Below are 26,062 nucleotides of genomic sequence, written 5' to 3'. Positions count from 1 at the left end.
TCTTTTTGTTTATGGAACTCGTCCATCAAAAGTTTTAAAAATGGAGCGCAAATGTAGTCTATTTTTCTTGGAGAGAGAAAGCATATTAGAAACAAATAAACCGGGCATGTAAGTCGCGCCGAAAACACTTATCTTGTTTGCATTCAAATTGTTCTTCAATGTTCTGTTTGTGAGCTTACAAAGACGATTTTCGCATAACTAAATAGCATGAAAGATATTCATGTATTTGAGTAACCGGTTTTGCGATTTTTAAAGAAACTTTATTCAATCTACATTTGTTTCAGAACATAAATGAATATGGACAAATATTCCTACATCGCCAATGCTCATGGCAATTATCTCGATGAGCTTTTCAACGCCTATAAAGATAACCCGGACAGTATAGATGAATCCTGGAAGAAATTTTTTGAAGGATTTGAGTTTGCACGGGAGAAGTATGGTGAGCCAGGTGAAGGCTCTTCCGTTGCTACCCCTAAGGAAACAGCTGTAAGAAATCTAATATACAACTATAGATCCTGGGCTCACCTCATATCAGACACTAATCCAGTTAGAGAACGAAGGCCGCATACAGCAAAGTTGGAGCTAGCAGACTTTGATTTATCCGAAAAGGATCTTGATACGGAATTTGAAGTTGGTGCTGAAGTAGGGCTTGGCAAAACTTCTTTGAGGAAAATTTTGGATAAGCTAAAACGGGTTTATGCCAGCCACATTGGTTTTGAATACAATCACATCCGAGACTCTAATATAAGTGACTGGTTAAAAAACAAAATTGAATCTGAGGGTGCTGACATTAGTCCGTCAAAAGAAGAAAAGCATAGAATTCTTTCCAAACTCAATGAAGCAAGTGGGTTCGAAAACTTCTTACATACAAAGTTCTTAGGCCAAAAGAGGTTTTCCCTGGAAGGTGGTGAAAACATGATTCCTGCTTTAGACAAAATCATCAATAAAGGAGCAGAGCTGGATGCAGCAGAAGTTGTCATAGGAATGGCTCACAGGGGGAGACTCAATGTGTTGGCAAACATTATGGGAAAAACCTATGAGGAGATATTTAGTGAGTTTGAAGGGAATCAGGCTGTTGATCTTACCATGGGTGACGGTGATGTGAAATATCACTTGGGTTACGCATCACATCTCGATACCACGGCAGGTAAGAAAATGTATGTGAAGTTAGCGCCTAACCCTTCACATCTAGAGGCAGTAGATCCTGTTGTGCTAGGCTACAGTCGCGCACAGATTGACGATGAATACAAGGGAGATTTAGGTAAAGCTATCCCAGTTCTTATACATGGAGATGCAGCAGTAGCAGGCCAAGGAATTGTTTATGAGTGTATCCAAATGTCTCTACTGGAAGGCTACAAAACCGGGGGTACTATCCATTTTGTGATCAATAACCAGGTTGGGTTCACCACAGACTTTGCCGATGCAAGGTCTAGTGTATATTGTACTGATCTAGCTAAGATCGTTGACGCTCCAATCCTCCATGTTAATGGAGATGATGCTGAGGCTGTACAATTCTGTGCTAATCTGGCGGTCGAGTATCGCCAGAAATTCAACAAGGATATATTTATTGATATGCTTTGCTATAGAAGGCATGGGCATAATGAGAGTGATGAGCCGAAATTCACGCAACCTAAACTTTACAATGCGATTGGTAAGCATCCCAATCCTCGTGAAGTATATGTGAAGAAGCTGACAGAGCAAGGAGATTTGGATGATAGTGAGATCAAGAAACTTGAGAAGTCATTTAAAGATAAGTTGCAGGATCGTCTAAATGAAATTAAGGAACATCCGCTTCCATATAAGCCGCAGAAAATAGAGGAAGAGTGGGATCACTTAAGAAGGTCTAAAGAAAAAGATTTTGAAAAATCACCTGACACTAGCATTTCTGAAGAGATGATAAAAAAAGTGGGTGAGGCGATTAGTGAAGTTCCGAAAGGGTTTAAACCTCTAAGGCAAATAGAGAAACTCCTTAAGGATAGGAAGGCAAACTTCTTTGAGAAGAAAGAACTTGGATGGGCAGATGCAGAACTCCTCGCGTATGGTTCACTACTTGCTGATGGCACAATCGTAAGAATGTCAGGTCAGGACGTGAAAAGGGGAACGTTTTCTCATAGGCATGCATATTTCTTTGATTCGAATACAAATGAACCGTATTGTGGTCTAAATCATATTCAAGACAAGCAGGAACCATTAAGAATTTACAATTCATTATTGTCTGAATATGGTGTGCTTGGTTTTGAGTACGGATATGCCATGGCAACCCCAAATGCGCTGATAATCTGGGAAGCACAGTTTGGCGATTTTGCGAACGGAGCCCAAATAATGATTGACCAGTTCATTGCCAGTGCAGAAAGTAAGTGGCAAAGAATGAATGGCTTGGTTATGCTATTGCCACATGGATATGAAGGACAGGGTCCTGAGCATTCCAGCGCTCGAATGGAACGATTTCTTCAGATGTGCTCTAATGAAAACATTGTCATTGCAAATGTGACTACTTCAGCAAACATTTTCCATCTGATGAGAAGGCAGGTGACCTGGGATTTTAGAAAACCTGCGGTTGTATTCTCTCCGAAATCATTATTAAGACACCCAGGAGTGGTTTCCCCACTTAAAGATTTCACTTCAGGGAAATTTCAGGAGGTGATTGGTGATGATTTTGTTACGAATAAGAGTGTGAAGAAAGTATTGTTTTGCTCTGGAAAGGTCTATTTTGATTTATTAGAAGAGCAGAAAAAGAAAAAAGTGAAAGATGTTGCGGTTGTTAGAATAGAACAAATTTATCCATGGCCGCAGAAACAAATTGACACAATATTGAAGAAATACAATAACCCAAAATTGGTTTGGGTACAGGAAGAACCAAGAAATATGGGAGCCTGGAGCTTTATCAAAACAATGATCGATATGGATTTCGAAGTGGTAGCAAGAAAAATTGGAGCGTCCCCCGCTACTGGTTATTCTAAAATCCACAAAGAAGAGCAAGCAGATTTAGTGAAACGATCATTTGCATTATAAGTAACGGCAAAAGCCGAAAAGAAATAAAAAATAAACAAGAAGAAAATGAGTCTTGAAATGAAAGTCCCTGCGGTAGGTGAGTCAATCACGGAAGTGACCGTAGCATCGTGGACCAAAAGTGACGGAGATTTTGTCGAAATGGACGAGGTAATCTGTGAGCTAGAGTCCGATAAAGCCACTTTTGAAGTTACAGCTGAGGCAGCAGGAAAACTCAGCATTAAAGCACAAGAAGGAGATACATTGGAGATTGGTGGTGTTCTTTGCGAAATTGATGAAACTGCGTCTGGAGGAGGCACTGGGTCCGAGTCTTCAAAGTCGACCGTTCCTGAAAGCTCATCAGAAGCCAAGGCAACTGGAGAAATATTGGAGATGAAAGTTCCAGCAGTTGGTGAGTCAATTACTGAAGTTACCATCTCAAATTGGGCCAAAAGTGATGGAGATTTTGTAGAGCTAGATGAGGTTATTGCTGAGATTGAATCTGATAAAGCCACCTTTGATCTCACAGCTGAAGTTCAAGGAAAACTTCAAATTGTAGCTCAGGAAGGGGATACCCTTGAAATAGGAGCGCTAATATGTAAAATCGAAGTGATGGAGGGCGGAGCCCCTGCTGCGCCATCAGCGAACAGTTCATCCTCCGATGATTCGACTTCAGTTCAAAACGCTGGACAGGAAACATACGCTACTGGTCATGCATCTCCTGCAGCAGCTAAAATTCTGGATGAAAAAGGAATTTCGGCTGCTGATGTTAAAGGAACAGGTAAGGATGGTCGCATCACAAAGGAAGACGCAATGAGTGCCCAAAAGTCTGCGCCACAGCAAGCATCTAAATCTGCTGATGATAAGCCAGCTAAGCCTCAGTTTGATGCGCCGACTTTTGGAGGAGGAGTAACCAGAGATCAGCGAAGAGAGAAGATGTCCTCATTGAGAAAGACAGTCGCTCGAAGATTGGTTTCAGTTAAGAATGAAACGGCTATGTTGACCACTTTCAACGAAGTGAACATGAAGCCAATCATGGACATGAGGAAGAAGTTCAAAGAAGAGTTCAAAGAGAAGAACGAAGTTGGACTTGGATTTATGTCTTTCTTCACTAAAGCAGTGTGCGTCGCTCTGCAAGAGTGGCCTGCTGTAAATGCGCAAATTGATGGCAATGAAATGTTATTTAATGATTATTGTGATATCTCGATAGCGGTATCTGCACCGAAAGGGTTAGTGGTTCCAGTTATCCGAAACGCAGAGGCATTGAGTTTTGTGGAGATTGAAAAAGAAGTAATAAGGCTGGCTACAAAGGCCAGGGACAATAAGCTAAGTATCGAGGAGATGGAAGGTGGGACATTCACCATTACCAACGGTGGAGTTTTTGGGTCAATGATGTCTACACCGATCATCAATGCTCCACAATCTGCTATTTTGGGTATGCACAATATTGTAGAACGAGCGGTGGTTGAAAATGGCGAAGTTGTAGTAAGACCAATGATGTATGTTGCACTATCATACGATCACCGAATCATTGACGGTAGAGAATCCGTGAGCTTCTTGGTCCGAGTTAAACAATTGTTGGAAGATCCAACTCGACTGTTGCTTGGAGTTTAGTAGTTGGTAATTAGTATTTGGATATGCACGATTTTAGAAAATTAGATGTTTGGGAAAAGTCAATGCAATTGGCAACAAATATTTATGATTTAACTAGTGAATATCCAGATACTGAAAAATATGGCTTAATCTCCCAAATGAGAAGGTCATCTATTTCTATTCCTTCTAACATAGCCGAAGGGGCTGGCAGAAGTCATAACAAAGAATTTGCTCAATTTTTGTCTATTTCAATGGGGTCAGCATTCGAGTTGGAGACTCAATTACTTTTATCAATTCGGCTGAATCTAGTTAAAAAAGAAAATGTAAAACATATTTTGGATGAACTTGAATCTGTTTGTAAAATGCTTAATGTGTTAAAACAGCGATTTACTAAAATCCAATCTCCAAAAATCTAACATCTAAATTATGGATTATCAAGTAGTAGTAATAGGTTCAGGTCCTGGTGGTTATGTGGCAGCAATTCGTTGTGCACAGCTGGGTTTAAAAACAGCCATCATAGAGAAGTACAGCACACTCGGAGGTACCTGCTTGAACGTAGGATGCATTCCGTCAAAAGCACTTTTGGATTCATCTGAGCATTTTCATAATGCCGAGCACACATTCAGTACGCATGGAATTGATATCAATAAGCCAAAGGTAAACCTTAAGCAAATGATTGATAGAAAGTCTGATGTTGTGAAGCAGAATACAGATGGAATTGATTACTTGATGAAGAAAAATAAAATCGATGTTCTTCATGGAATGGGGAGTTTCTTAGACAAGAACACTATTCAGGTTGATGGTAAGGATAAGAAGAAAATCACTGCAGAAAAAGTCATCATTGCAACGGGTTCAAAACCTGCAAGTCTACCTTTTATCAAACTAGACAAAGATCGAGTGATCACCAGTACAGAAGCCTTGGAGCTCAAAGAGGTACCTAAACACATGATTGTGATAGGTGGAGGGGTAATTGGCGTAGAGCTTGGTTCAGTTTATGCACGTTTAGGAGCAAAAGTTTCGGTGGTTGAGTACTTGGATAATTTGATTCCAACAATGGACTCGACCATGGGGAAAGAGCTTCAAAAGTCACTTAAAGGAATTGGTTTTGATTTTTACCTTGGCCACAAGGTAACTGCGGTAGAGAAGAAAGGTAAAAATGTCACCGTGCAGGCAGAGACTAAAAAAGGAGAATTGATTGAAATCAAGGGAGATTATTGCTTGGTTTCTATTGGAAGGAAGCCCTACACAGAAAATCTAGGATTGGACAAGGCAGGGGTGAAAATGGATGATCGCGGTAGAGTGGAGGTAGATGAACATTTAAGGACGAATGTAGAGAATATCTACGCGATTGGTGATGTGGTAAAAGGAGCAATGCTTGCGCATAAAGCAGAGGAAGAAGGTGTTTTTGTTGCTGAATCTATTGTGGGTCAAAAGCCGCATATTAATTATAACCTTATACCTGGAGTGGTCTATACATGGCCTGAGGTTGCTTCTGTTGGATATACTGAAGAGCAGTTGAAGGAGCAAGGTAGAGCGTATAAAACAGGAAAATTCCCCTATAAGGCACTTGGAAGGGCTCGTGCAAGTATGGATACAGAGGGTTTGGTAAAGATTCTTGCTGATAAGGATACTGATGAGGTGTTGGGAGTTCATATCATTGGGGCACGAGCTGCAGACATGATTGCCGCAGGAGTTACTGCGATGGAGTATCGAGCTTCAGCTGAAGACATAGCTCGAATGTCACACGCTCATCCAACATACATGGAAGCTTTTAAGGAAGCGGCACTTGCTGCCACCGAGAACAGACCGATTCATATGTAAGAATTACTTGGGAAGGACGACAGAGAAGGTGGTTCCTTCTCCAAGTTTACTTTCTGCGGATATCTGACCATTGAGACGTTCAATAGCTCTTTTAAGTATGTGGAGTCCGAGACCTGTTCCTTCGATTTTACGATTGGCTCGAAAAAACATTACAAAAACGTTCTCCACTGTTTTTTCATCCATGCCAATTCCATTATCTGAGGTAACGATTTCTATTGATTCCTGCTTTTGAGTTACAGATATTGCAATATATGGTTTGTTGCCCTCGTCCGTTCTGGCGTACTTAATTCCATTTTCAATGAGGTTTTGAATAATGGTATTCACTAATGCCCATTCAGCTTCATACTTAATGGTAGGGTCGACTTCTATCTTAAATTCGACACTGTCATAATTGGCCAAGAATTTATAAGAAGAAATGCAATCGTAAATAATTTTCTCAAAGTCTATTTCTTGCTTCGAATCTTCATTGAAAGACATTTTAGTTAACCTCAATAGCCCGTCCAGGATATTATTCAGTCTATTTGCCTGAGAGTCATATTCAGCAAGGAACTTTAAGGCTGTCTCATCTTTCACTTCCAGCTTAGCGACATAGTTCAAGCTCATCAATGACGTAATAGGTCCTTTGAGGTCATGCGAAATGCGATAAAAGAATGAATCCAGTTCGATCTTCTTCTTTTCAATTATATCTGCTTTTTCGCGTTGTGCATTTGCTTCAAATTCAAGTGCCTGCATTTTTGTAATGACATCATATCCTTCGATAACTTTTGCTGTGCGATCATTGATTACACTCTCTTTTTCTTCGACATACTGCGATAGATATTTTAGTGCAAGTTCAAAGTCTCCTTCCTTTTTGGCAATTTCATGTAGCAATAGGTTTGCTTTGAATTTTACCAGTATGATTTTATTCTTGTTGCTGTATTCAAGGGCTTTTACTAAGGTCTCCCGAGCCTCATCCAGGCGATCCATTTTAATGTATAGAGCACCAAGTTTGTGATGACTCATCGCCCAACCAAGCTTCTCTCCCATCTCCTCATGGATCTTCATGGAGTGGAGAAAATCTTTTTCCGCCTGTTCAAATTCGCCAGTTTGTGTAAAGACTTTCCCGCGACCATAAAGTGCGAAAGCTAACCCCCTTACATCTCCAGTCTTTTCTTTTATGGCAATTGATTTCTTTATGATCTCAAGAGCGCGAGGTATATTATTTTGGTTGAGATATAGTCCCGAAAGTGGATTAAATGCATTCGATTGTAAATTTAAATCGCTTGCCTTCTTCCCCGATTCTATGGCTTCTTCGTAAATCTGCGCTGCACTTTTGACGTCTCCGAAAAACTCATAAATGGTGCCCATGGATTTTTGAACCCGAGCCAGATTGTGGTAGTCATTTAGTTTTTTATACGTCCCCAAGCAGTCAATGAGGTAATTGAGCCCTTTACTAAAATCATCTGTTTTGTAGAGCGCGCCAGCTATGGTATACTTGGCATCAGCGATTCCTTTTTCATCATTTAATTCTTGAAAGTTTTCAATAGCCTCATTAGCCATATTGATAGAGAGATCAAAATCGCCAATGATCATGTGGAAAAGAGAAAGAAGAGAAAGTGATTTGGCGATGCATGATTTATCGGTACTTTCTTTACTGAGACTTAACGCTTTTTCACCGAGTTCAATACTTCTGCTTAAGTTATTGATGCGACTTTCATAAGCCTCATCAAGAAGCGACTTTATTTTTGCTTGGGCGGTTGTCTCTGAAATCTCCAAAAATTAGCAAATGATTAGTCTTGAAAGATAAAGGACGACAAATAGATTTTGATGTGATTCTGAATCACATCTAAGTTTAGGAAGTAAAATAGGGGAATTTACTTATGATATATGTAAGTATTTTGCCTATGAATTATTTCTTGTGTTTAATAAAGTTGATCAACAATCAGTGCTTCTTGAATGATTTCGTTGATGGATTGTTCGGGGATGCTGCTTATATCAAATAAGTCAATGCCAGCTACATATTTGCGCTTTTTTTTGTTGAGCAATTTTTGATCGTTGGATAGTCTATGACCTTTGGTAAAGGCTAATTCAATTCCATTATTCTTTAATGGATTGAGATAACAAACCCAGGACTTTCGATAGTACACAGGGATGTTATAGCTTATTTTCCCTTGAAGGTCATGGTGTTGAGTAAGGTGATTGTGAAAAAAGGAAACGATGGCTTTTTGTTGTCCATCGAGTCCTAGAATGAAGCCCTCAATGGTCTTCATGAGCGTTTGAAATGTGGATTGTAAATCAAGCCGATCACATTATTCCATGGGTCAAGGCAGGTTGCCACTTTTATTCCACCTCCTACTTCTTTAATTTCTGTATGTTCCTTTGCCCCTAGTTTAAGGAAGTTGGCGTATCTGGCATCAATATCCTCTACTCCCCAATAGGCTTCAACGCTATCACCTCTTTTTTGGTCGGGTTTTTCAGGATGAAGCCCAAGTTCATAGCCACCAACCTCAAAGCCAACATAAAATGGTTCGTCAAAATAGGGCTCTATCTCAAATGCTTCAGCGTACCATTTTTTTGCTTTTTCTACATTAGGAACCATGTATATCACAGTCCTTAATCCAAGTATCTTATCATCCATTTTTTTGTTTTTTTACGGCATACCTTAGAATAGTCTTCAGTTTCTCATCTGGAGTTCTGCGTGGATCACTAAGATATATCTCATGATGATATCCATTGACTTGAAGCCCATTTTTCTGAATGAAGTCCATGATATTGGCAATGGTAGGCTCCTCTTCGTAATAACTGCCAATATGTAGTCCTTGAACGCACAGTCCTTCGTTGATGAGTTCAAATTTTACTTCATCGCTATTTAGTAGTTCTGGGTTCTTAGCTTTCACTTTTTGAATGCTTCTGTAGTAATGATCACCTTCAACGAAATCGGGCATGCGAATGACAATTTTCCAGTTCCAGTGATCTGGTGATGTTTGTGCAAACTTATGTTGGGCTTCCAGTCCACCATCAATCCACCAAAACCCCTCCATTTTAGGTACTACAAAATCCATATCGTCTGCTTTGCAGATGAACTTGATAGCATAAGCAACGGCATAAAGTTTGTCTATGGCTTCAAGAAACTGGTCGCTTTGAGGGTCACTGCGCCCTGATAAAGAGAGGTAGTAGTAGCTATCTAGGTCGCGTAGCTCTGGTTTTTTCTTAGCGGAATAATAGTTTGAGTCTTCTTTTTTGAGATCTAGCTTTTCGATAATTGCTTCCATAAATGTGTGTTTTAGATTATGAAAACAAAGAAACAAGTGTCAGTGACAGCCCTATGTCACTCGAAAATCGTGGTAGAAAAAATTATTGAAAATGTAGAAACTTTCTGTTTTTGAGGCTTTCTGCGGTAAGCTTTACGTTGTTGATTTCATCGGTGTCCCAATCTTGAATAATCTTCCATTGACCATCAATTTTCTTTAATGCGACATGGAATCTGCCTACAAACTGTTGATCAGCGCCATCGCTTTTTCTGGTTATGCGATAGTACCCCACTTCGTAAGCATTGGAGCCATTTTCAATTCTTGTTTCAAATGAGAATTCGATAAAGCTATTTTTTTCTTGTCCCTTCATACGGTCTGAATTTCTTTTTTTGTATTCATCACCGACCAAAAGTCTTCCCGGATTGATCCGCCAAACATCATCGGAATGTATGGCATTATAAGCGTCACCATCATTTGATTCCCAGGCTTTGGTAAAAGGAATCCATATTTGATTATCGATTTCTGTTTGAACCTCTTGGCTATACAAAAGTGAAGAAATTAGAAGAAATAAAGCAATTAATGATGATTTCATAGGAATTACGTTTTAGCGAAAAATGGTGCGCTATGGTGTTCAAGCAACTCTTTGGCTAAAGTTGCCGCGTGTCCTTGAAGTTCGTTCGGAGAAACGATTTCAATTTCGTTTCCATACATCATGAGCCATCGCGCAAAGTAATCATAGTATGGAGGTGTAAATTTCATTTCGAAGCGACCATCTTCCAATTTTGTTTCTTCAACAAAACCTTGATAATATTTTTGCTCACCCATAAACCTAGCAACCATCGCTGAACATATGATGGTTGCTTCTTTTGCGTCTGTTCCGATCAGCGTTTCATTGAGAAAATCCATGTAATTAGGGTGCAGCGTTGGGTCAATGGTTTCTGCGAGCACGTGTACTTTTTGAATGCGGTCAGCTCTAAAATCTCTCAATTCATTTCGCAATCTACAATGTGCTATTAGATGCCACCGGCCTGAATAAAAAACCATTCCCAATGGCTCGACTTCTCTTCGAGTGGTGGAATCGTTGTATTGAGAGTAATAGGTAATATCGATGAGCCTGTTAGTGGCAATGGCTAATTGTATTTCAGCAATATGAGAATCAGGTGTTGGATTGGGTGAAGGACTCGGTCGTATGGAGATTCTACCCTCGAGATTACTTAAAAATTCTTTGTCTGAATATTTGAGTACCGCTTTGATTTTAAACATGGCTTTTTCGAACGTCTGGATAGTGTGGGGATCCGCACTACGTTCAATAAACTTCGCGCCTAATAGAATTGCACTCGCTTCTTCTTTATTGAAAACCACCGGAGGGAGGTGATAGCCTTCTACAATGAAATAACCTTCTCCCGCATCTCCACCAATGGGAACCCCCGAATCAATCAATGATCTAATGTCTCGGAAGATTGTTCTTCTTCCTACTTCAAATCGCTCTTCAAGCTCACGGATTGGCACGCGTGGTTTCCCTTGCAAGTGGATAAGCAATGCATTCAGTCGGTCGATTCGATTCATGAAAGAAAATTAAGGATTTTGACTTCAACGGTCAATATAGCGTACCCAATAATTGGGTGCATCTCTTTCACTAAACCAATTTGAATAAGCGGCGATTAATTCCTTCCTTCCGTAAGTGCAAGAAAAGTGGAAGGTGCCAATTGCGAAAATTCACCGAAGTAAATCCCGCTTTCTAGGCCTTAGTTTTTAGTCACCCAATGAGGTTCGGCATCTAGGGAACGCTTTAGGAAGTCGTACCCTTCCCAGAAACTTTCGTTGAACTCATCGTCAGCCTTTTCAAATAGAGATACGTTTTCATTGATCAAAGAATCATCCTCAGGCATTTGACTTAAAACTTCTATTTGATCCATCACCAGAATTGCATCATACTGGAAGTCGTTTTCTATGCTGACTCCATGAAATTTAACACTGGCAAGCTCATATGCGCCTCTTTTAAATTTGAATTCTTCAGTCCAAGATACTTCACTCCAGTATTTAGAATTGTGTATGATGGGATTGTAATCGATTTTTAATATGGCAAGGCTTGATTTGTCCACATAGATTTTCCCTGTTGCTTTGCCATGGGATTTGGTAGGCTCAAACATGATTATGGAAACCATGGTGTCGTTAATGGAGGAATCGTTTACATAGCTAAATGTATAATTATCTCGATTTTTTTCACTTAGGAAAGAATTTGGTCTCCATATGGAAGATCGTGCCATATCACTGGCATTTCCAAAAAGTAAATTTTCTTCGCTAATCTCTTTAAAAGCCTTCTTTCTTGTCTTTCGAGGACTAATAGAAGCATTTTCAATTTGGTTGAGGTTAGAAGGAATGTATATGTCTACAATACCATCTGCCAAATAGTAAATTGACTGAGTATCGGACATGGATTCTTTGTAATAGCCAATCTTATGAGTTCGGCTCATTTCATAATTAATGTGGAAACGATCGAATACGTTTTCCATTATGGATTGCCCTGCAATAGCTTTAGCTTCAGCAGAATCATTTGCTTTATCATTTGTCAACTCCTGCGGAATAAACAAAGTAAGCGCTGTGTTCAGTATTAGTGTGATAAGTGACATAACCTAATTGGTGGGTTTAGTACGATACAAACATAGAGCGGCATTTGACCTGTTTTTACCATTAAATTCACGGATTTTGATATAAGTATTCTACCTAATGCGTACTAGATGCATACACTTAAAGTGTTACTTTAAGCACAAAGGCTCTTTGAAGAGCCTTTTCCCCATTCATCACAAATTAATTTTTACTCGTCGATAGTATGAGTACCTTAATCCTAAAATCTAGCGATGAAAAAAATCACTAAAATCATTTTCATTCTTGCGCTCGCATCGTGTGAGGCGCAGAATCCTGAATCGGATATGACTTCTTCTGTTTCTGTTTTTCAGAATGTAAAAGTGATTGATGTACGAGATGGAAGTATCACTGAGGGGGTAAATGTGGTAGTGGAGAATGGGAAGGTTACCTCAATGAATGCCAGCTCCAACAACTTTGGTAAGGCGACAATTATTGATGGCAAGGGCAAATTTTTGATGCCGGGCTTGACCGAGATGCATGCGCATATTCCTTCGCCTCAATGGGGTAGGGATCGCACCGATGAGACGCTTTTTTTGTACTTGTCCAACGGAGTAACGACTATCAGAGGAATGTTGGGACATCCAGAACATTTAAAACTTCGGGCAAAAGCAGAGAATAATGAAATTTTGAGTCCGAGGATTTTTACGTCTAGTCCTTCTGTAAATGGGAATTCCGTAAAAAATAGGGAAGAGGCAAATGAGAAAGTAGCACAGTACCGGGCTGATGGCTATGACTTTTTGAAGATCCATCCTGGACTGAAGCTGGAAGTGTTTAATGAGATAGTGAAAACAGCCAATGATGTAGGAATTGGGTTTAGCGGTCATGTGCCAGTTGATATAGGTGTCAGGCGTGCAATCGCCAGTGGATATTCTTCTATCGATCACATAGATGGATTTTTGGAAGGATTGGTCCCGGCAAGTACAAATGTTGATCCGAATCAAAATGGATTTTTTGGATATAATTTCACCCATCTTGCTGATGCAGAAAAAATTGATGAGTTAGCTTATTTAACCAAAAAATACAAAGTCTGGGTTGTTCCGACTCAAAGCCTTTTCGGACGGTGGTTTTCACCGGTAGACCCTGAAACCATCGCGGGCAATGACCCTGATTTTAAGTATATGCCAAGATCAACGGTTGAGCAGTGGATAAAAAGTAAGAAAAGTCTGATCGAAAATCCGGAGTATTCAGTTGAAAAGTATGTGCTATTTACGGACCTGAGGTATCAGTTGATCAAATCGCTTCATGAAAATGGGCATGGATTACTTCTGGGTTCAGATGCTCCCCAAGTTTTTAATGTACCAGGATTTTCTATTCATCATGAATTGGCAGGTATAATAGATGCGGGGTTGACACCGCTGGAAGCTATCCAGACAGGAACAATTAATCCCGCCACCTTCTTTGGTATGGAAGGTCAATTTGGAGAAGTAAAAACGGGAGCGAGTGCCGATCTTATTTTGCTGGATAACAACCCGCTGGAAGACATTAAAAACCTTCGGAAACCTGCTGGAGTCATGGTCAGAGGCCGTTGGCTAGATCGAGAAATGATTGATGCGATGCTATTAGATATAGCAGAGCGAGCTAAAGATATTTAGCCCGTTCTGCTGATGTTTTTATGCAAGATGATTCTTGAGTTCTTCAACAGTCTTCTTGCTGTTACCTACAAAAATTTGATCGTCAACTAAAAAAACTGGGCGCTTCAAAAAAGTATACTCTTCTTGAATGAGCTTCCGATAATCATCTTCTGTCAGATTCTTATCACCTAAACCCATTGCGCGATATTTCATTGCTTTTCTAGAGAAAAGCGACTCATAGGAGCCACTTCTTTTTTGCATTTCGTCAATTTGATCCAACGTCATTTGTTCTGACTTGATGTCTTGTTTTTCGAAATTTGAGATGGAATCACCCAGCTCATCCATGATGCGCTTGCAAGTTGTACAAGTAGATAAATAATAGACTTTTCTCATTTAATGTATGCTGATAGTATTAATTTTTGTTTTTGGATGCCATCCAGTTTTCCACTTTGCTTTCCAGCACTGTCAATGGCACACATCCTGATTCAAGAACGATGTTGTGGAATTCACGAATGTCGAAATCATCCTTGAGTGCTTCTTTGGATCGTTTTCTCAATTCAAGAATTTTGAGCTGTCCGATTTTATAAGAAAGTGCCTGTCCTGGCCCAGCCATGTATCGTTCTATTTCTGATGTGATGCTGCCTTCTGATTCTGCTTCATTTTCCAACGAATACTGAATAGCTTCTTCTCTTGTCCAACCTTTTGAGTGCATGCCTGCATCCACTACCAGTCTAATGGCGCGATGCATTTCGGCGCTCAGCATTCCAAAATATTGATAAGGATCTGTATACAAGCCCACCTCTTTCCCGAGAGATTCGCTATAGAGTGCCCAGCCTTCCCCGTAGCTACTGTACCAGAGCGATCTTCTAAAAGATGGTAACAGCTCGTTTTCCTGTGCCAAAGAAATCTGATAATGATGTCCAGGAATAGCCTCATGAAGAAACAGGCTTTCATCGGAATACATGTTATACCCTTTGACGTAAGGGATCGGTACATAAAATATACCAGGACGTGAACCGTCAAGTGCTCCGGGATTGTATTCTGCACTTGCAGATGCTTCTCGAAAGGCTTCTGTGCGCCTTACCTCAAACGGTGTTTTAGGCGTAAGATCGAACAGCTCATTCAAATTTGACTTCATTTTTTCATGTATTGCATTGAAGTTGTCAATCACTTGCTGAGGATCGTCGAAAGGCATTAGGCTAGGATTGGAACGTACATGCGCAAAGAATTCATTGAGTGTACCTTCAAAGCCAACTTCTGCCATTACTTTTTCCATCTCCCCACGGATGCGTGCCACCTCAGATTTCCCAAGTTCGAATATTTCGTCGGCGGTCATATCTGTGGTAGTGTATAGTTTAATTCGGTGCTGATACCATTCATCACCTTTGGGCAAGGCACCTACACCTGAAGTCTCTCGCCCTACAGGGAGGTATTCATTCTTGAAAAAATCATGCAGTCTATTGACTACCGGGATTACCCTGCTTTCTACCATTTCGGCATACTTTGCTTTGATGTCTTCCTCATCTACCATGGAAATCTCTTCCGGGATATTTTTTGCAGGCAAATAGAAATGATGAGACTCAGCTGGACCATCTTTCCATGCTGCAAGCTGAGGAATCACTTTAGCTGATAATGATTTTGGAAGAACAATGTCTTGTTCCATGCCTTCTTTCATTCGGACAATTGCGGTATCACACCATGCAACAAATACATCTACTCGCTTCAGCCAATTGTCATAATCTTCTTTCGTGTTGAAGGGTTGTGCACTCGAGCCGGAAGCCAATTGACCAATCATTAATTGGGTAGTCCAGAATTGATCTATGGGAAGAAGCCCACCATGGTATTGCATCTCTGCCAGCGCAATGTCACATTCCCATTTAAGAATGTCGTAACTAATTTGTTCCTCATTTAAGAGTGCTTCTCGATCGAAGGTTTTAAGCTTATCAAGGTAACCGTTGAAGTGGGCATTCAACTCTTCATTGAAACTTTTGGTCAGGTCGTTGCGAAGCAAATCATTGTATCTATTGTCGCCTTGAAATGTCGCATTGATAGGGAATAACTTCAATCCATCTTGATAGTAGTCTTCAAGCATTGTCGCAAATGCTTCATTGGCGATCGGTTCTTTTTGCTGTTCGGCTGGTTGCGTACATGCTGCAAGCATTATTGCGAGGAATAGAAAGGTCAGGTTCTTCATTTCACTGTATTTGATGTCCCCCCAAAATAATAGAATAATAAGCAAATGTTTATATGGACCAAAAGGTCACGAAAAAGAGCATGGCTCGATAAGCATATAGAACAACAATAAAACTACCAATGCAGAGGATGGTATTGAGTAGTGCTTTCTGTTTTGAGGCTTTGTAAAAGTTGCGTTCCATCTTCATGAAGAAGTAGATCAGCATCACCAGTGCTACTGCAGAAATGGTTAGTTCACTCATCCACTCCGATCTTGTGAAATATTTCATGCGGCGCATGAAATAGATTATTAGTCCTTGCAGTTGTATGGCAAATAAGACGACAAAGGTCATAAGCTCTAGACTAGCTACCATGTGATCAGCTATCGGGTGCCTTTCCGGATAATGTATGAGTGCAAAGAACAAAGCCAAAAAAACTGCCATTATGATGAGCAGCATCTTTGAGAGCTCGGAAGTTTTTATGTTGTAGATTATTTCATATTCCTGAAAACTTATGTTCCTTTCCTCAATTTCATTTTTTACCAGTTCATTTGCTATTGAAGAATGGATGAAAGTGCCATCGCCAATTTGTGTTTGAAGGTTGTTGTTGAAAGTGTTGAAGAGGGGAAAAAGAAAATAAATTAGGTTGGCAAAAAAGAATACCGAAACTGGTCGCATGTAAGCGTTTCGTTTTCCATCAACAAAATCGCGAGAAAACTTACCGGGCTTAATTAGAATGTACTTAAGCGTTCTCCAAAATTTACTGTCTGCAAATGTGATGGCATTTACAAATTCTCCAAGAAAGTATTTAAGCTTTCGATCGTCTCTGTGAATAACTTTTTCCCCGCATTCATTGCAATAAATGCCGGAGAATTCATTTCCACATGATATGCAGGCTTGGGTTTTCAAGTGCGGTAGTTGATTCCTTCAAAGCTACTTAATCTCTTCAATTCATTAAATTACTAAAGCACCAACCTTGAAAATGATGAGTATCAATAGACGCCAATGGATTCAACAAAGTTTGCTCGCATCAGCAACCGTGTTGCTGGCAGGGGCACCTGTCGCACAAGGATGCGCCAGTGAGCGACCGAGAGAACTTGGAGATAAGGATGATTTGATCCTGTTAAATTGGAATGAAAATCCATATGGTCCGTCTGAGACTGCCATTAAGGCGGTCAATGATGCGATGAAATATGCGAATAGGTATCCTGATGAGGTAGCCAATGAATTGAAAGAGAAGCTGGCAAAAAAGAACAATCTGAGAACCAAAAATTTTCTCCTTACTGCTGGATCTACCGAAGTGTTGTCTTTGCTGGGGCAGCATGTAGCGCTTCAAAAGGGAGAGATTCTAACGCCATTCCCCACATTTCCCACAGCTCTTCGATTTGGTGAGCGTACAGGAGCCACTGTTCGAAAAGTAGACCTGGATGCCGATGATCGTATTGATTTAGCAAAGGTTTTAGCGGCTATTTCCGACAAAACCACGATGGTTTTCATTTGCAACCCCAATAATCCGACAGGAACAGAAGTAGCAACAGAAGATTTAAGAAATTTCTGCAGGCAGGTACCGGAAAATGTGTTGATCTGCGTCGATGAAGCTTATGTTGAATATTCGAATGCAGGACTGAAAGGAAGCATGATTGGATTGGTAGATGAGCTTCCGAATCTGGTGATTTGCCGTACTTTTTCCAAAGCTTACGGTTTAGCTGGGTTGCGAATGGGATACGCTGTATCGCATAAGCGTAACATTGACGCTTTGAGTCAAAGACATTTGGGAGCAGAAATCTCTACCGGGTGGCCACCACTAGTGGCGGCAAGTGCAAGCATGGATGATCCTGAGTTCATAAACAGCTGCGTAGCTAAAAATACAGAGGGTAAAAGAATTCTCTATGAAGCCTATGATGCATGGGGAGTGAAGTACCATGCGTCCTCAACCAATTTTGTGTATGCCCGTGATGATCGGTTTGAGGGAAATTTGGTTGCAAAAATGAAAGAACGTGGATTCCTTATTACCAAGTGGCCTAGCATGACTGATCATATTCGCGTGAGTATCGGGAAGCCAGAACACATGAGGCTTTACGTTGATTCAGTTAAAGAACTTTTGGTATGAGGAATTGGTCGTCTAGACAACCTTTATGTCTTTAACACCCCTCAACTAGAACTTTCAAGACTGTATAGATGTAGTCCATTGAAACACATTATCAAATGGACTTAAAAAACATAATCGCCAATTCTCTTAATCAATCGTATTCAGCTGAAGAGTATCAAAATATTTTAATTGATTTTGCCGGGAAAGGGAAAACTTCTGGCGAGCAAAAGGAAGACTTAATCTATTATACCAAACTCAATGCTCAGCGTTCGAAACGAATAGGCAAGACTTCTGTGGTAGATTCAGGATTGGCCGAGAGAATCCAAGCGTTACCGAAGCAAACCTGGTTGTTGATCACGGAGACATGGTGTGGAGATGCAGCCAATAGCGTTCCTCTTATTGCTAAGCTTGCCGAGCTAAATCCATCCATTGATTTACGCATAGTTCTTCGTGACGAAAATCTGGAGCTGATGGATCAATTCCTGACCAAAGGTGGTCGATCCATTCCCAAGTTGATTGGGTTGGATGAAGACCTGAATGCTCTTTTCGACTGGGGCCCAAGACCTAAAGAAGCTCAAGACCTGTACTGGAGCTGGAGGGAACGCGAGGATCGTGAACCCTACAAAGAATTTCAGGTAGTACTTCAGAAATGGTACAATGAGAATAAGTCTTCAGCAATACAAGAAGAGCTCATAGGGAAAATTGCTTTGGAAGTGTCTTAGATTAGCAATTGATTCTAACTTGACTGCTTTAGTTAATGCTTATGCGAATATTCCTAGTCATTGTATTCATATATTCACTTATCAACAGCTGTTCGAGCATCCAGGTAGAGCATCAATCTTTTGAGGAAAAGATAAAAGGGATGAACTACACCGGCCCAGGTAGAGGCCCCTTTGGTGAAGAACCTTTTACATCCATGACGGCCATCGGATCAAACTTTGTAGCTCTGATTCCAGAGGCTACCCTTTATCAAAATACGCTGGGTATAAGACACACATATTGGGGTGATAGCACCTGGTATGGGGAGTCGACTGAAGCAGTATTGGAAGGAATAACACAAGCAAAAAAAGCGGGACTAAAGATTATGCTCAAGCCGCATTTGGAGCCTGGCTTAAATGTTTCAAACTGGAATAGGCCAGAGCTGGATAGGGCTGATAGCACTTCTCGAGCCAATTACATCCAAAGTTGGAGAGAATTTACCTCCACAGTAGAGTTTAATGTAAGAAAGCGGACCGATTGGAGGGGCGACCTGATGTCTAAGGATGAGGAGGGTTGGAAGAAGATCGCGGACGGATATAAAGCATATATCCTTAGCTATGCTGTTCTAGCCGATTCGATGAATGTTGATTTGTTCTGTGTGGGCACGGAGTTGAAGGCAATGGCTTTGGAGAAACCGGACTACTGGCGGGAATTAATCAAGGAAGTCCGTGAGTTTTATGATGGACCGATTACGTATGCAGCAAACTGGGACAGTTATGATGAGATTAGCTTTTGGGATCAGTTAGACTATGTTGGGATTGATGCGTATTTCCCGTTGGGTGATTATAAAATCCCGTCTGTGGGGGGGGCGATTGCAGATTGGGCAAGTTATAAATCAGAAATTCAATCATTTCATTCTAAAACAGGAAAGAATATCATTTTCACTGAGTGGGGATACGAGAGTGAAGAATTTGCAGGAAAAACACCGTGGGGCTCGGAAGGTGCATTTAATGAGGAAGTCCAGAGAAATTTATATGAAGCAACTTTCCAAAGCTTCTGGGAAGAACCTTGGTTTCAAGGGGTATTTATCTGGCGATGGTCTCCCAAAAATGAATTCGGGAGAGGCACCTATAACTTTTCACCTAAAGGAAGGCAAGCTGAAAAAGTCCTTGAGAAGTGGTTTGATACAAACTAAAATGCTACAATCTCTTTCATCTTCTCACTGATTCGCTCCACATTAGGTACCACTGATTCCATCAATGGCACGTTATGAGGCAGTGGGATATCCGGCATGGCAATACGCGCTACCGGTGCATCCAAGTAGTTGAATCCTTCTGAAACTAATACAGCAGCAATCTCAGCACCAAATCCGGCGGTCATCGCATCTTCATGCACAATCAAGCATCGATTCGTTTTCTTGATGGAGTTAAGAATTGCTTCTTTATCCCAAGGCATAATCGTTCGTAAATCAATTAGGTCGGCAGAAATCCCTGTTTCATCAATAGCTCCCTCACATGCTTCACACATTGCTCCCCAGGTTACTATCGTGATATCAGATCCTTCTCTGAGAAGGCTTGCTTTGCCAAACGGCACTACAAATTCATCTCCAGGATACGGTCTTCGTGCGTATCTGTTATCGTTGAGGTTTCTGTGCTCAAAGAACATGGTAGGGTTGTCAGAACGCATGGCTGTACGTATCAGTCCAACAGCATCTTGCGCATTACTTGGGAATGCTACCTGCCACCCAATGGCATGGGCAAACATCACCTCGTTGGTTACTGAGTGCCATGGATCTCCTACTTTGGCAAACCCTCCAGGCATACGTACAACGATTGGTGCTGCAAATCGGTTGGCTGTTCTCCAGCGAGTAGTTCCACAGTTGTTGAGCTGCTCCATCGCCGGATCAGCATATTTCCTGAACTGAATTTCTGCAACCGGCATTAATCCACCATAGGCCATGCCTACGGCACGCCCGATGATACCCTCTTCTGAGAGAGAAGTGTCAAATACACGATCCTCACCATACTTGGTTTGTAAGCCCATGGTTACCGCATGCACACCACCTTTCATTCCCACATCTTCTCCAAAGACCAATACTTTGGGATTGGTCTTTAATTCGTAATCCAGTGCAAGATTGATCGCTTCTCCGATGTTTATTCTTCGCTTATCTGGATTGGGTTCTTCGCTACTGGAAGGGAAGGTTGGATTTGATGGCCTCAACCCACCAATTTCTTGTACTTCATCCGACTCGGAGAATACAAATTTTTTGATTCTACTTGCGTCAGGAGCTGAACGATTGAGTGCTGCTTCTGCCGCCTCATCCACGATCGATTGAGCTTCTTTTTGCAGCGCTTTCCATTCATTAGCAGAAAATAGTCGCTCCATGGCCTTCAAGGGATCGTTGGCCTGCTCCTTTTTCAACAGTTTTTCGTCTTTGTATGCCTGATTGTCCTGATAGGAGTGACCATTTAGTCGTGGTACCGTTAGTCTTACCAATGCCGGCCCTTTCCTAGACCTTACATGATCCGCACCTGCTTTAAGGAGCTTATGCGCTTCTTCTGGATTGGTACCACTACCATCCCAGATATCTAGGTTCTTAAACGAGGCAAGGTTTTCGGCAATGTTTTTTCCGGGAGTTTGAAATTCGCTGGTGACGGAAATGCCATAGCCATTGTCTTCGATGTAAAAGAGCACAGGAAGCTTTTGTGTAGTGGCGATGGTCAATGCTGCCCAGAATCCGTTCGTTGCTACAGACCCATCTCCGCCGAGTATGACAGACATGGAATCTTTGTAGGTTTTATCTTTTAATGTCTTCGCATGGTATTCGATGCTCTGCGCCCAACCAATTGCTGGGGTATATTGTGCACCTACATCTCCTGCCATGGGTAATACGACACACCCTCTATCAGAACTGGGCATGTTACAAACAACTCCAATGTCACGTCCATCACTATAGCCACCAGAGCGAGTGAGGGGTGCTGATAATGCATCTTCAACGGAAAGACCGAGACCGATCATTAGTGGACGAGAACGATAGTAAGCACTCGCAGAATCTTTCGGTTTATCTAGCAAACTGGCAAGGATCAGCTGACCAAGTTCATGTCCTCTGGCAGAGAATTGATACAATACCTTCTTTTCAGGAACAAGCTTATTTTCTTCCAGATCGTCCATGGCTCGTGAGATGAGCATTTTCAAGGCAATCTCTTTCCAGTCTATCGCGGAATCTTTCTTTTTCTTAGGTGCTGTTGCTGTTTTTGACATATTCTTTTATTGGGTGCGCTAAGTTACAAAAGCGGTTTAAAAGAGGTTCAGATTGGGTACTGTTTTGATGTCTATTTTTTAGTAGACATCAAAAAAATAAATAATTGATGTTTACCATCATTGCGGGCATCAAAATAAAAGTGTACTTTCGAGTAGACATCAAAAAAATAAATAATTGATGTTTATTAAAAAGTAGACACTAGAAATATGTCAAAACCTTTATTCGACATCAATCCAGATAGAAATGCGCCTTGGAATGACTTACCAGACTTGCCCATTCATCCGGACTTATATCGTACCGTGGATATCATGGAGCAGCTGGGGAATGCCAAATCTGCATTGGGACGATTGCATGGCCGCTCAGTAGCGATACCGAATCAGGGTATTTTAATTAACACCATCAGTTTACAGGAAGCCAAGGCCTCAAGTGAGATAGAAAATATCTTCACAACGGATGATGAACTGTATCAGGCCTTTAGTGAGGAGGGTGAGGATGTTAGTATCAAGGGAGCGCCGAAGGAAGTGCTGCGCTATCGCGAAGCGCTCTGGTCTGGGCATGAACATTTGATGAGTAATCAATCATTCGACATGGATTACTTCATCAAAATTTACCGGATGGTTAAGCAAACCAATGATGGTTTACGACCACCGAGTGCTCGGATTTATATTAAGCAAGGCGGCACGGGACCCAACGCTGGTACAGCAATATACACTCCGCCCAGAGGGAGGGATATTCTAGAGCAGAAATTGCAAAACTTACTGAATTTTGTAAACGACGATGAGAAGTATCCCATTGATCCATTGATCAAAATGGCGATCGCACACTATCAATTTGAAGTGATCCATCCTTTCAGAGATGGTAATGGCAGGGCAGGGCGTATTTTTAATATAAACATTCTGACGCAAAAAGGGTTGTTGGATTTACCGATACTCTTCCTGAGTAGATACATCATAGATAACAAGAATGATTACTACTCCCATCTGGCAAGCGTAACACAACGAGCGATGTGGGAACGCTGGATTCTATTCATGCTAAAAGCCGTGGAGGTAACAGCTAACCTTACTTTCAATAAGATCAATGATATTCTTTCTGCTAAGGAAGGTATGATGGAGGAGATTGAAGCAGAAACGAAGATTCGAAAGCCGGAATTGCTGGTACAGATGATTTTCACTCAACCCTTGACTAAGGTAAGTCACCTAACGGATGCGAAGATCTATGCAGAAGCAACGGCTAGGAATTACCTCAATGAGCTAGTAGCCTTAGGCATTCTTGAGAAGCGAACCATTTCCGGTCATCATTATTATTTGAACCTGGAACTTTATCGCATATTATCCGAATAATACGGTATGCGAAAATCTCTTTTTGGTTTAATTCTTTTTTCCACTTCAATGTCTTTTGCTCAAGCGGATGAAGTAGTCCTGGCAGATACTGTTAAATTCATTGTCAACGAAGTTAAGTCCCTTGAGAGCCTCAATTATGGTCAAAACATCTATCGACCCAATTTTGAGGACTGCAACCTGGAATATGAACGATCATTTTCGGATGATACGCAATGGCTGGTGTATGACTTCTGGCTTTCCGATCTGGATGAAAGTAAAATGAGGCTCGATTCTGTAGAAGGAGAGTGGCAGTTAAAACTGGTATCGTCACGAAAAAAAATTGAATTTGATGCGACCCGTGGTTCTGGGTGGGTTTCAGAGATGCATTTCTACAGCAAAGAGAAAGAGCCTATCCTGGCAATAGGAAAGGCTCTTTATTTTGCAATTAAAAGCTGCAAAGGACTCGATCGTTTTAAATAAGGCTCACAGTTTCTCCATGATGAAGTTTGTCATCATCTGGTAGAGATGCCCTCTACGACCTCTCAAGCTATGTGCTTTGTCCGGGTAGTAAAAAGAATCAAATTGCTTTCCTTCTTTAATAAGCTCTTCTTGCAATGCCACAGAATTTTGGAAGTGCACATTGTCATCTCCTGTGCCGTGAACCAACAAGAAATTTCCTTTCAACTTATCTGCATGTGAATTTGGACTATTGTCATCATAGCCACTTGGGTTATCTTGAGGACGTTGCAAATACCGCTCGGTGTAAATGGTGTCGTAATACCTCCAGGTGGTAACGGGTGCAACGGCAATCGCTGTTTTGAAAACATCATTTCCCTTGAGTATGCAGAGCGATGACATGTATCCGCCGTAGCTCCATCCCCAAACACCCATTCGATTTTCGTCTATGTAGGCGTAGCCTCCCAGAGTTTTGGCAGCCGAGACAAGATCTTCAGTTTCGTATTTTCCGAGCTGTTTGTAGGTTACTTTTTTGAAAGCTTCTCCTCGATAGCCAGTACCTCTTGGATCTATTACCGCTACGATGTATCCATTTTGCGCAAGGTACTGATGCCAAATGTAGTGCGAGCCTGCCCAACTGTTAGCTACATTTTGCGAGCCGGGTCCGCTGTATTGAAAGATCAGCAATGGGTACTTTTTGTTTTCATCAAAATCCGACGGCTTTAAAAAGAATCCATTTAGCTGATCACCATTGTCATTGGTGATCTTGAAAAACTCTTTGCTCGCAAATCCATAATCTTTGACCTTTTGAGCCAAGGCTTGATTGTCTTCCATTACTTTGATTTGCTTGTTCCCCTTTGTTTGGTAAAGAGAAACACTCAGCGGAGTGGTAGCCGATGAATGATAGCTCATGTAATAACTACAATCAGCACTCATGTTGATGGTGTATTTTCCGCTTTGATTGGAGAGCTTTTTCTTTCCTTTTCCTGAGAAAGAAACCGAATACAGATGTACTTCTAAAGGGGAATCTTCTGTGCTGGAATAGTAGAGTATCTTCTTCTTTTGATCGAGTCCCACCAAACTTCTTGCTTCGTAATCACCATTCGTTATTTGATTAACTAAGCTTCCATCCATGCTGTATAGATAAAAATGCTTAAAGCCACTTTTTTCGGTGCTATAAATGAATTGCTCACCATTCTCCAGATAAGTCAGGTCATCGCAAAATGTAAAATGCACATACGTGTCGCTCTTATCAGTGAGTATTACTTTGGAGCTACCATCGATTGCATTGGCATGCAAAATATCTAATTGGTTTTGTAAACGATTAAGTCGCTGTACAGCTAGCAGCTCGGGATTTTTTGTCCAATAGATTTTAGGGATGTAAATGTCTGTTTCTGATCCAATATCCACCATCGCTTTGTTTTTCGTAGAAAGTTCATACGTATAAATTTCTACCTGTGAATTTTTTTCTCCAGCCTTAGGGTACTTGTATCGGTAGTCTTCTGGATAGTTTGCACCATCTTTCCATAGCTGTAGGTTGTACTCATTGATTCCAGATTCATCCATTCGATAGTAGGCCAATCGCTTACTATCAGGTGACCAGGCAAAAGCTTGCGTTAGGTACAGTTCTTCCTCATAAACCCAATCGGAACTGCCGTTGATTACGTAGTTGAATTTACCATCATCGGTAACTGCTACTTCGTTATTGTTTGCTAAGTCTACGTAGAATAGGTTGTTGTCTCTTGTAAATGCCACCTTGGAATTGTCTGGGGAAAGCGTAGCATATGATTGTCTTCCTTCAGAAAGTTTTTGAACCGATTTGGAGTCTCGATTATATAAGTAAAACACAGCCGTGTATGACCTTCGATACACAGACTTGCGGTCGGTCATGATCAAAACCAAAGACTCATCATCACTGAAGCTATAGGAGGAGATGGTGAGGTCAAGAGCTTCTCCGTCGGCGATGGTTTCCACTTCTTCCCCTGTGCGCACACTGTACTTAATGATTTTATTGTTGGACAAGGCACTATAGTATTGTCCGTCGTTCATCCAATTAAGGCTGCTAACCGATTTGGTCGAGAACGTCCCGTCTGTGGCTTGTTCTACTGATATTTTGTTTTGTGCATAGGTAGCTAGCGAGGCAGCTGCTATGAGTATGTAGGTTAATAGTCTTGGTTTCATATTTATGGTAGGTTAATCAGTTCAAAAAGTAAATAA

At 41.1% G+C, this 26,062-nt stretch carries 22 protein-coding genes; 10 read left to right on the top strand and 12 right to left on the bottom strand.

The genetic code is table 11. From position 1 onward, the window contains the following. Nucleotides 1-297: 297 nt before the first annotated feature. From ABJF57_RS12765 to lpdA, 4 genes are read left to right on the top strand one after another with little or no spacing between them, the layout of a single operon-like run. Nucleotides 298-3,012, top strand: a complete 2,715-nt coding sequence (locus ABJF57_RS12765; RefSeq protein ID WP_462229637.1) for a 2-oxoglutarate dehydrogenase E1 component — start codon at nucleotides 298-300, stop codon at nucleotides 3,010-3,012. Nucleotides 3,013-3,057: 45 nt separating this feature from the next. Further along, nucleotides 3,058-4,602: a 2-oxoglutarate dehydrogenase complex dihydrolipoyllysine-residue succinyltransferase gene (gene odhB, locus ABJF57_RS12760; RefSeq protein WP_462229635.1), complete on the top strand. Its 1,545-nt coding sequence runs from the start codon at nucleotides 3,058-3,060 to the stop codon at nucleotides 4,600-4,602. A gap of 23 nt (nucleotides 4,603-4,625) precedes the next feature. Continuing rightward, the gene (locus tag ABJF57_RS12755) at nucleotides 4,626-4,997 is read left to right on the top strand and encodes a four helix bundle protein (RefSeq protein ID WP_462229633.1); all 372 of its coding nucleotides are present in this window, start codon (nucleotides 4,626-4,628) and stop codon (nucleotides 4,995-4,997) included. A gap of 10 nt (nucleotides 4,998-5,007) precedes the next feature. Then, nucleotides 5,008-6,402, top strand: coding sequence for a dihydrolipoyl dehydrogenase (gene lpdA / locus ABJF57_RS12750; RefSeq protein ID WP_462229631.1), 1,395 nt, complete (start codon nucleotides 5,008-5,010; stop codon nucleotides 6,400-6,402). Nucleotides 6,403-6,405: 3 nt separating this feature from the next. On the opposite strand, the gene ABJF57_RS12745 is transcribed toward lpdA, so the two are convergent. The 7 genes from ABJF57_RS12745 to ABJF57_RS12715 form a co-directional block, all read right to left on the bottom strand. Continuing rightward, the gene (locus ABJF57_RS12745) at nucleotides 6,406-8,157 is read right to left on the bottom strand and encodes a tetratricopeptide repeat protein (RefSeq protein WP_462229629.1); all 1,752 of its coding nucleotides are present in this window, start codon (nucleotides 8,155-8,157) and stop codon (nucleotides 6,406-6,408) included. Between the two features lie 146 nt (nucleotides 8,158-8,303). Continuing rightward, complete coding sequence (locus ABJF57_RS12740) at nucleotides 8,304-8,651, bottom strand: DUF1801 domain-containing protein (protein WP_462229627.1); 348 nt, start codon at nucleotides 8,649-8,651, stop codon at nucleotides 8,304-8,306. Beyond that, a complete protein-coding gene (locus ABJF57_RS12735; protein WP_462229625.1) occupies nucleotides 8,648-9,019 on the bottom strand; it encodes a VOC family protein in 372 nt (123 codons plus the stop codon). Before ABJF57_RS12735 ends, ABJF57_RS12740 begins: the two co-directional genes overlap by 4 nt. Further along, nucleotides 9,012-9,653, bottom strand: a complete 642-nt coding sequence (locus tag ABJF57_RS12730) for a GyrI-like domain-containing protein (RefSeq protein ID WP_462229623.1) — start codon at nucleotides 9,651-9,653, stop codon at nucleotides 9,012-9,014. The genes ABJF57_RS12735 and ABJF57_RS12730 overlap by 8 nt, the downstream gene beginning before the upstream one ends. An 82-nt stretch (nucleotides 9,654-9,735) precedes the next feature. After that, a complete protein-coding gene (locus ABJF57_RS12725) occupies nucleotides 9,736-10,224 on the bottom strand; it encodes a YybH family protein (RefSeq protein WP_462229621.1) in 489 nt (162 codons plus the stop codon). Between the two features lie 5 nt (nucleotides 10,225-10,229). Next, complete coding sequence (locus ABJF57_RS12720; RefSeq protein WP_462229619.1) at nucleotides 10,230-11,198, bottom strand: helix-turn-helix transcriptional regulator; 969 nt, start codon at nucleotides 11,196-11,198, stop codon at nucleotides 10,230-10,232. A gap of 179 nt (nucleotides 11,199-11,377) precedes the next feature. After that, on the bottom strand, nucleotides 11,378-12,262 hold the full coding sequence (locus ABJF57_RS12715) for a hypothetical protein (protein WP_462229617.1): 885 nt from the start codon (nucleotides 12,260-12,262) through the stop codon (nucleotides 11,378-11,380). A 228-nt stretch (nucleotides 12,263-12,490) separates the two neighbouring features. Here ABJF57_RS12715 and ABJF57_RS12710 point away from each other — a divergent pair, with 228 nt between their 5' ends. After that, complete coding sequence (locus tag ABJF57_RS12710; RefSeq protein WP_462229615.1) at nucleotides 12,491-13,870, top strand: amidohydrolase family protein; 1,380 nt, start codon at nucleotides 12,491-12,493, stop codon at nucleotides 13,868-13,870. Nucleotides 13,871-13,888: 18 nt separating this feature from the next. On the opposite strand, the gene ABJF57_RS12705 is transcribed toward ABJF57_RS12710, so the two are convergent. The 3 genes from ABJF57_RS12705 to ABJF57_RS12695 are packed head-to-tail and all read right to left on the bottom strand — an operon-like array spanning nucleotide 13,889 to nucleotide 16,929. Then, a complete protein-coding gene (locus ABJF57_RS12705) occupies nucleotides 13,889-14,242 on the bottom strand; it encodes an arsenate reductase family protein (protein WP_462229614.1) in 354 nt (117 codons plus the stop codon). A gap of 19 nt (nucleotides 14,243-14,261) precedes the next feature. Continuing rightward, nucleotides 14,262-16,043, bottom strand: a complete 1,782-nt coding sequence (locus tag ABJF57_RS12700; protein WP_462229612.1) for a DUF885 domain-containing protein — start codon at nucleotides 16,041-16,043, stop codon at nucleotides 14,262-14,264. Nucleotides 16,044-16,092: 49 nt separating this feature from the next. Beyond that, nucleotides 16,093-16,929 carry a DUF3667 domain-containing protein gene (locus tag ABJF57_RS12695; RefSeq protein ID WP_462229610.1) on the bottom strand — a complete coding sequence of 279 codons (837 nt, stop codon included), beginning with the start codon at nucleotides 16,927-16,929 and terminating at the stop codon, nucleotides 16,093-16,095. A 73-nt stretch (nucleotides 16,930-17,002) separates the two neighbouring features. Here ABJF57_RS12695 and ABJF57_RS12690 point away from each other — a divergent pair, with 73 nt between their 5' ends. The 3 genes from ABJF57_RS12690 to ABJF57_RS12680 all read left to right on the top strand — a co-directional run bounded on the left by ABJF57_RS12690 (nucleotide 17,003) and on the right by ABJF57_RS12680 (nucleotide 20,003). Beyond that, entirely contained in the window at nucleotides 17,003-18,130 is a 1,128-nt protein-coding gene (locus tag ABJF57_RS12690; RefSeq protein WP_462229608.1) for a pyridoxal phosphate-dependent aminotransferase, read from the top strand. A 95-nt stretch (nucleotides 18,131-18,225) separates the two neighbouring features. Then, nucleotides 18,226-18,831, top strand: coding sequence for a thioredoxin family protein (locus tag ABJF57_RS12685; protein WP_462229606.1), 606 nt, complete (start codon nucleotides 18,226-18,228; stop codon nucleotides 18,829-18,831). A gap of 41 nt (nucleotides 18,832-18,872) precedes the next feature. Beyond that, on the top strand, nucleotides 18,873-20,003 hold the full coding sequence (locus tag ABJF57_RS12680; RefSeq protein WP_462229604.1) for a glycoside hydrolase family 113: 1,131 nt from the start codon (nucleotides 18,873-18,875) through the stop codon (nucleotides 20,001-20,003). Here the strand turns inward: ABJF57_RS12680 and ABJF57_RS12675 are convergent. After that, entirely contained in the window at nucleotides 20,000-22,069 is a 2,070-nt protein-coding gene (locus ABJF57_RS12675) for an alpha-ketoacid dehydrogenase subunit alpha/beta (protein ID WP_462229602.1), read from the bottom strand. The two genes, ABJF57_RS12680 and ABJF57_RS12675, sit on opposite strands and share 4 nt — an antisense overlap. A 207-nt stretch (nucleotides 22,070-22,276) precedes the next feature. Here ABJF57_RS12675 and ABJF57_RS12670 point away from each other — a divergent pair, with 207 nt between their 5' ends. Beyond that, a complete protein-coding gene (locus ABJF57_RS12670) occupies nucleotides 22,277-23,410 on the top strand; it encodes a Fic family protein (protein ID WP_462229600.1) in 1,134 nt (377 codons plus the stop codon). Between the two features lie 6 nt (nucleotides 23,411-23,416). Then, nucleotides 23,417-23,869: a hypothetical protein gene (locus tag ABJF57_RS12665; RefSeq protein ID WP_462229598.1), complete on the top strand. Its 453-nt coding sequence runs from the start codon at nucleotides 23,417-23,419 to the stop codon at nucleotides 23,867-23,869. A gap of 3 nt (nucleotides 23,870-23,872) precedes the next feature. Here the strand turns inward: ABJF57_RS12665 and ABJF57_RS12660 are convergent, their stop codons facing one another. Continuing rightward, on the bottom strand, nucleotides 23,873-26,026 hold the full coding sequence (locus ABJF57_RS12660) for a S9 family peptidase (protein WP_462229596.1): 2,154 nt from the start codon (nucleotides 26,024-26,026) through the stop codon (nucleotides 23,873-23,875). Nucleotides 26,027-26,062 lie beyond the last annotated feature (36 nt).

This window comes from Ekhidna sp., assembly GCF_039940915.1.
Classification (GTDB): Bacteria; Bacteroidota; Bacteroidia; order Cytophagales; family Cyclobacteriaceae; genus Ekhidna.
Note: the sequence above shows the minus strand (reverse complement) of the source record. Positions and strands in the feature narration are given on the sequence as shown.